General features: G+C 59.2%; 4 protein-coding genes and 1 pseudogene. 1 reads left to right on the forward strand and 4 read right to left on the reverse strand.

Going from position 1 to position 5,241, the window contains the following annotated elements; genetic code table 11:
* The 4 genes from glmS to BUE39_RS33460 all read right to left on the reverse strand — a co-directional run.
* On the reverse strand, positions 1–1,010 hold a 1,010-nt coding region (glmS, locus tag BUE39_RS33450; protein ID WP_073432958.1), incomplete at its 3' end, for a glutamine--fructose-6-phosphate transaminase (isomerizing).
* A 134-nt stretch (positions 1,011–1,144) separates the two neighbouring features.
* Positions 1,145–2,395: an O-antigen ligase family protein gene (locus BUE39_RS33455; RefSeq protein WP_073432959.1), complete on the reverse strand. Its 1,251-nt coding sequence runs from the start codon at positions 2,393–2,395 to the stop codon at positions 1,145–1,147.
* A 344-nt stretch (positions 2,396–2,739) separates the two neighbouring features.
* Positions 2,740–2,946 (reverse strand): hypothetical protein, encoded by a 207-nt coding sequence (locus BUE39_RS34740; protein ID WP_143031972.1) that lies wholly within the window; start codon positions 2,944–2,946, stop codon positions 2,740–2,742.
* Positions 2,947–3,257: 311 nt separating this feature from the next.
* A complete protein-coding gene (locus BUE39_RS33460) occupies positions 3,258–4,496 on the reverse strand; it encodes a GNAT family N-acetyltransferase (protein WP_073432960.1) in 1,239 nt (412 codons plus the stop codon).
* Positions 4,497–4,930: 434 nt separating this feature from the next.
* Between BUE39_RS33460 and BUE39_RS34745 the strand changes: the two are divergent.
* A pseudogene (locus tag BUE39_RS34745) lies at positions 4,931–5,241 on the forward strand (hypothetical protein); the annotation flags it as partial.

Consider the following 5,241-nt stretch of genomic DNA (forward strand, 5'->3'; position numbering starts at 1 on the left):
GATTTCGGATTCGGCACCGACTCGCGGTAGCGATACTCGCTGGCGATTTCCACCTGTGTCGGGATCTTTGCGACCGATTCCAGCCAGTACTTCGCGGTCAGCCCCGAGTAATAGCTGGTGCCGCACGCGAGGATCAGGAGACTGTCGATCTCCGAAAATGCCTCGGCTGCGTTGTCGCCGAACAGCGAGGCGTCGAAGGTGTCGGCTTGCGGAAGCGTGTCCGTCACCGCACGCGGCTGCTCGAAAATTTCCTTCTGCATGAAGTGACGATATGGGCCGAGTTCGACCGCGCCGCCGTACGTTTCCACGTGACGCGTCTCACGCTCCGCGGGCTCGCCATCGCGATCGACGATGCGCACGCCGTCGAACGTCAGTTCGCAGACATCGCCCTCTTCGAGGAAGATAAAGCGGTCGGTGCTGTGCTCGAGCGCGAGCGCATCCGACGCGAGAAAGTTTTCGCCTTCGCCCAGGCCGACGACGAGCGGCGAACCCCGGCGCGCGCCGACCACCGTATGCGGCTCGTCGTTATGCAGCACCGCGATCGCATAGGCGCCGTGCAAGTGCTGCGTCGCTTCGCGCACGGCGGCGAACAGATTGCCGCGATACAGGCTATGCACGAGGTGCGCGATTACCTCGGTATCGGTTTGCGAGGCGAATTCATAGCCCTTGGCGCGCAACATCTCGCGCAGCACCTCGTAGTTCTCGATGATGCCGTTGTGCACGAGCGCGATTTCATTGCGCGAGAAGATCGGGTGCGCGTTGTCCGTGACGGGCGCACCGTGCGTGGCCCAGCGCGTGTGCGCGATACCCGTGACGCCGTCGAGATGCGAGTTGCGCACCTTGCCGTCGAGGTCCGACACGCGTGCCACGCTGCGCGCGCGTCTCGGTTCGCCGTTCGCCAGTACGGCCACGCCGCATGAATCGTAGCCGCGATATTCAAGGCGACGCAGCCCTTCGATCAGGACGGGAACGATGTTTCTTTGCGCTGCCGCGCCGACAATGCCGCACATGATGAAGGCCTCAAGCGGAGTTGCAATCTGGAATCTGAATCAATCTTCTCGTCCTCGCGTATCGAGGCGTGTGGACGATTGGCGAGCCGGCGGTTCTTCGACACGTGGCTGCCCGAAAACGCCACGCGTCCCCGTCATGTTCCTCTTAGGTGTTCCGGCGACGCTCGATGCACGGGCAGGCGAACTTCCGCTTCGCTGTCTTGCGGTGCGCAGGCGCGCGCCGGCAGGCGCATCAGCAAGGGGAGCAGCCCGAAAAAGAGCGCGGGCTCGGAATAGTTGAGCTTCAGACTCATGATCACCACAAAAAACAGCACATGCGGCAGGTCCTTTCGCATCTTCATGAACATCAGCGCGGGAACGATCAGCCCCAGGATGCCAAAGCGCACGACGAAGTATTGAATCAGTCCGGCGTCGTTGAGTGACGCTACGTGCACGCCGCCACCCGGTTTCGCGAGATGGTATAGCGAGCTTTCGAGCGTAAAGGGACCGTAGCCAAGGAGCCAGTCCCAACCGGTGCGAACGTTATAAATGTAGTCCAGCAGTTCCAGTCGGATTGCGGAGGACTCGTCCATCTTCATCGCAAAGCTGTTGAAATACGCCTCGAAAAAAGACGGAGCCGCCAATAACGCAGCGACGCACAGAATGATGATCATCACTCGGGCCGACTTTCCCTTGACGAGAAGAATGGCGAATATCAGCAACGCGCATTGCACGATGGCCGCTGTCGATTGGGTGATCAACATCGCAACGATCGCGAGCAAAACGGGAAAGAAATGCGCTTCGCGTTGACGCACCTTGCCCAGCACCACATAGCCAATCGTCAACGAGGCAATCACTGCGCCGAACGTGGATGGCTCGATGAACAGGCCGGTCGGTCGGTACGCAAAGACAGGATTGAGACCCTCGTAATTGTGAAAACGCGACGGCTCGCCGGTCACCGGCTCGACGAAATCAATGTAGTTGTTCGTGGCAATCAGAGACGCGGTCTGCGCGAATTGGACCACGGTATTGAGAACGATAAGTCCCACGAGCGAAGCGCTCAGCTCGTCGGGCGTCGCAACGACGAGCGCATGAAAGCACAGCACGAAAAGCGTGACCAGGACGAGGAATGCGTAGTTGTTGAACGCGGACTTCTCAAGGTCAGGCGCGCCGTTCGCCACGGGAAAGAGGAGGTAATAGAGAAAGAAGCCGGTAATGATCGCCAGCACTGCTGCGGCCAGCATGAGGTTTCGATGTCCGAGCAATTCCGCACGCGTACTGTGGGTGCCTATGCAGTACGCGCACAGCAGCAGGATGCCAGCCATCTGAACATAGGCGCCGTGGCTCACCAGCGACGACAGAAGCAGCGCGATAAACAGGATCGGAAAACGAAGAATGCGGCTCATGGGCGATCTTGCCTTCGTATACCAGCCCGCAAAGGCAGGCAATGTTGCGCTTCGGCGCGTTTCCCGCGCATTTCACGTTCCGCTGGCGTCTTTGTCATGCCTTTGCAGACAGCACAAGCCTGTTCCAGCGAGGGCGCGAAAGTCGGAAGTCTTGCCGTTCAAGCTCGCTCGCGATCACAAAGAAGCGCTGCGAGACGGCTTAATTTCGTGTGTCAAGCGTGATACAGGCTCACATGCACCACAGTGCGGCATCACACATATGAACGGAGAGGGGGCGGTCGAGCCGGAAAGGCGGGAGCGGGGAAGGAGGGGAAGCGGCAGCTATTTTGCGTGAACGGAAACGTTCAGCGCCGACGAGCAGGTTTTTCGGCAGCAAGGTCTTCTTCGCCCGTCAAATGCGAGCGGGAAGGCGTTTTCGAGTCGGATTTCTGAGTACCATTGCGGCCCCGTCTTGAACCCGGCTTGAGGGAGAGAACATCGAAGACGGCCAGCAGTGATAGGGCGACAACAGCCAGAAAGATGACCGTGCCGATGATATTGAGCAAACCCATATCTCACTCTCTACATGGAAGATCTTCAGCATCTCACTGAGCCGAATGCCGCAAGCGCCGATGCGCATTCCGGCAGCGCAGCGCGAGACGGCGCGCGTTGAAGACATGGTAGCACGACGATATGTGCGCTATCGCGCACTATGGTAGGGAAGGCGCTTGACGCCTTGGTCAGGAGGAACAGGGCGGATTCGCGCTAGAGGCGAACACGGTCCCAAGCCACGGCCCGTCTGATTCCGCTTCGAGTGCGGACAGGCGATAGCCCGGCTTTCGTCCTACGAAAGCCGAGGGGATTTCATCGGCGCACGGGCCGATCACGTTGCATCGTCTGCGCCAACAAGAGTCGGGCCGCTTCGAGCGTTGCGTCGCTCCTTCGTCCGTTGGCGCTTTTCGCCTCGGCATTCACCGCTATCTGGCGCTTCGGTTGCGCCGTCGTTCTCAGCAAACGACGGTTGCCGGAGTCGTGAGACGAGGGCCGAGTTTCGCGAAATGAGTTTTCTGACGCCAAACGCGACGCGCCCCCATGCTGTCGCGGCAACCTCCGCACTTGCCACGGTTACGGCGTTGTTTCGACTCCAATAGGATTTGAAGCTCTCTGAGCCCACACCAAAATCGAAATCGAGGCGATGGTCGAAGGCCCACTTCACCATGTACTCGACGACGAGCTGACCGGGGCTGTACTTTGCGTAACGTTGGTCGAAACCTGTAAGCAGCCCTTTGATCGAGGACTTCCCGATGCCGATGATCGTCGTGGCGAGCGGGACATCATCGAGTGTGATGAGATAAAGGCGCGCTGCGGGCTCGTGTGCTTGCGTGTTGAGCAGCGAGACGAGAAAGTCCCGGTACTGGGCCGAATATAGCCACGCGCCCCGCTTATCCACGCGCGATGCCCATTCACGCTTGCGCGAGAGCGTCCAGTCGACCAGTTCGCGATTTCTTTCTGCTTCGTCCGGCGAAAGAAGACGTGCCTCGAGCTTGCCTTGCTTTGCCAGCCGCCTTTCCAGCGCGCCCGGCTTCTTGCCCGACAGCGTGCCAAGGGCGCCGGCGAAAGACCCCCAATCTGTCTCCGCGCGAAGCCTTGCAATGGCGGCGCTGCGCTGCTCGCCGAACACGATATGTCGCTCGCTCGAGATGATGCGGTGGAGCCGGGATCTCTCGTCAAGATAAGGCACCCGCAACACATCCGCTCCGCAATGCTTCATGGCTGCGCGCCATGCCTGATCGACCAGTAATTGAGCGTCGGCCTCCGGGTCGAGCAGCATGCTCGTGTAATCGGCAGCCTCGGGCCCTAACATGCGAAGTACTCTCCACAATGCACGCCGGGTAACGACCAGTGGCCATACCATGACGAGCCGGCCGTTTTGGCGCCCAACGATACACCGCAGCTTGCTGCCGCGCGGTTCTGCAATATTCAGCCAGCTTTCCCAACAGACCGCGAACGCCTCATGGTAGCGACCGTTTGCTCGCGACCACAAATCCTCCCATTCGTTTCTCAACGCTCGAAAGCGCTCTACGTCAGAGATGATCTCGATATGCGACTTCGGGTTGTGCATTTTGGTCTCCGCGGCCGATGCGTCACCTGAGATCGATGGAAAACCTCAAGATACCAGGTGATCGGCACATGCCCATATTCTGCTCATTCCAACCTGCGGAAATGTGGGTTTGCCAACATACCTGACGAATAGGCAAAAAGCGCGCCGAATCGCCGGCTTTCCATTATGTGTCGAGTTATATGACCGGCGATCGGCCGACGTTCGGCTCGCGTTACGCGAGTTGCGATATCGGACGTGAGACAGCGATATTCGCCGCGGTAGCGATGAATCACGAGTGTTTGATCGCGCACAGTGGTGCATTCGAACTGCCGCTACGCTTGGTCTGCCGCACTTTCTGGGTTCGTTTCAGGACGGTGACTACAATTTGACGTGACGCCGCAATAGCGGTGTTGAGCGCCAAGGCGCGACGGGGCAGCGACTATATAACGGGTTTCATGAATGAAGCCTCGGCGGCCGTGTCGATATTTGAACCCGTTATCTGTAAACGCTCCAGCCGATTGAATCCTTATGTGGCTGCTTGCGACAGTTACGCTGGTACCGTGAACATGGTTAACGAAGACGTCTCCGTGAAGCTGATGCCTGCACCACGAATCGAACTCGACCGGATGCGCACCGATGTGAGCAACGCCAGGACAACTGTCATCCACGCCGCACGCGCCGGTCTGAACGAGCGCTCGATTTTCCATGAGCCCTGGTGGCTGGATATCGCGACCGGGGGCAACTGGAAGCTGGCGTCGGTTCATGA

Origin of the sequence: Paraburkholderia terricola, from assembly GCF_900142195.1 — a bacterium.
GTDB lineage: Bacteria > Pseudomonadota > Gammaproteobacteria > Burkholderiales > Burkholderiaceae > Paraburkholderia > Paraburkholderia terricola.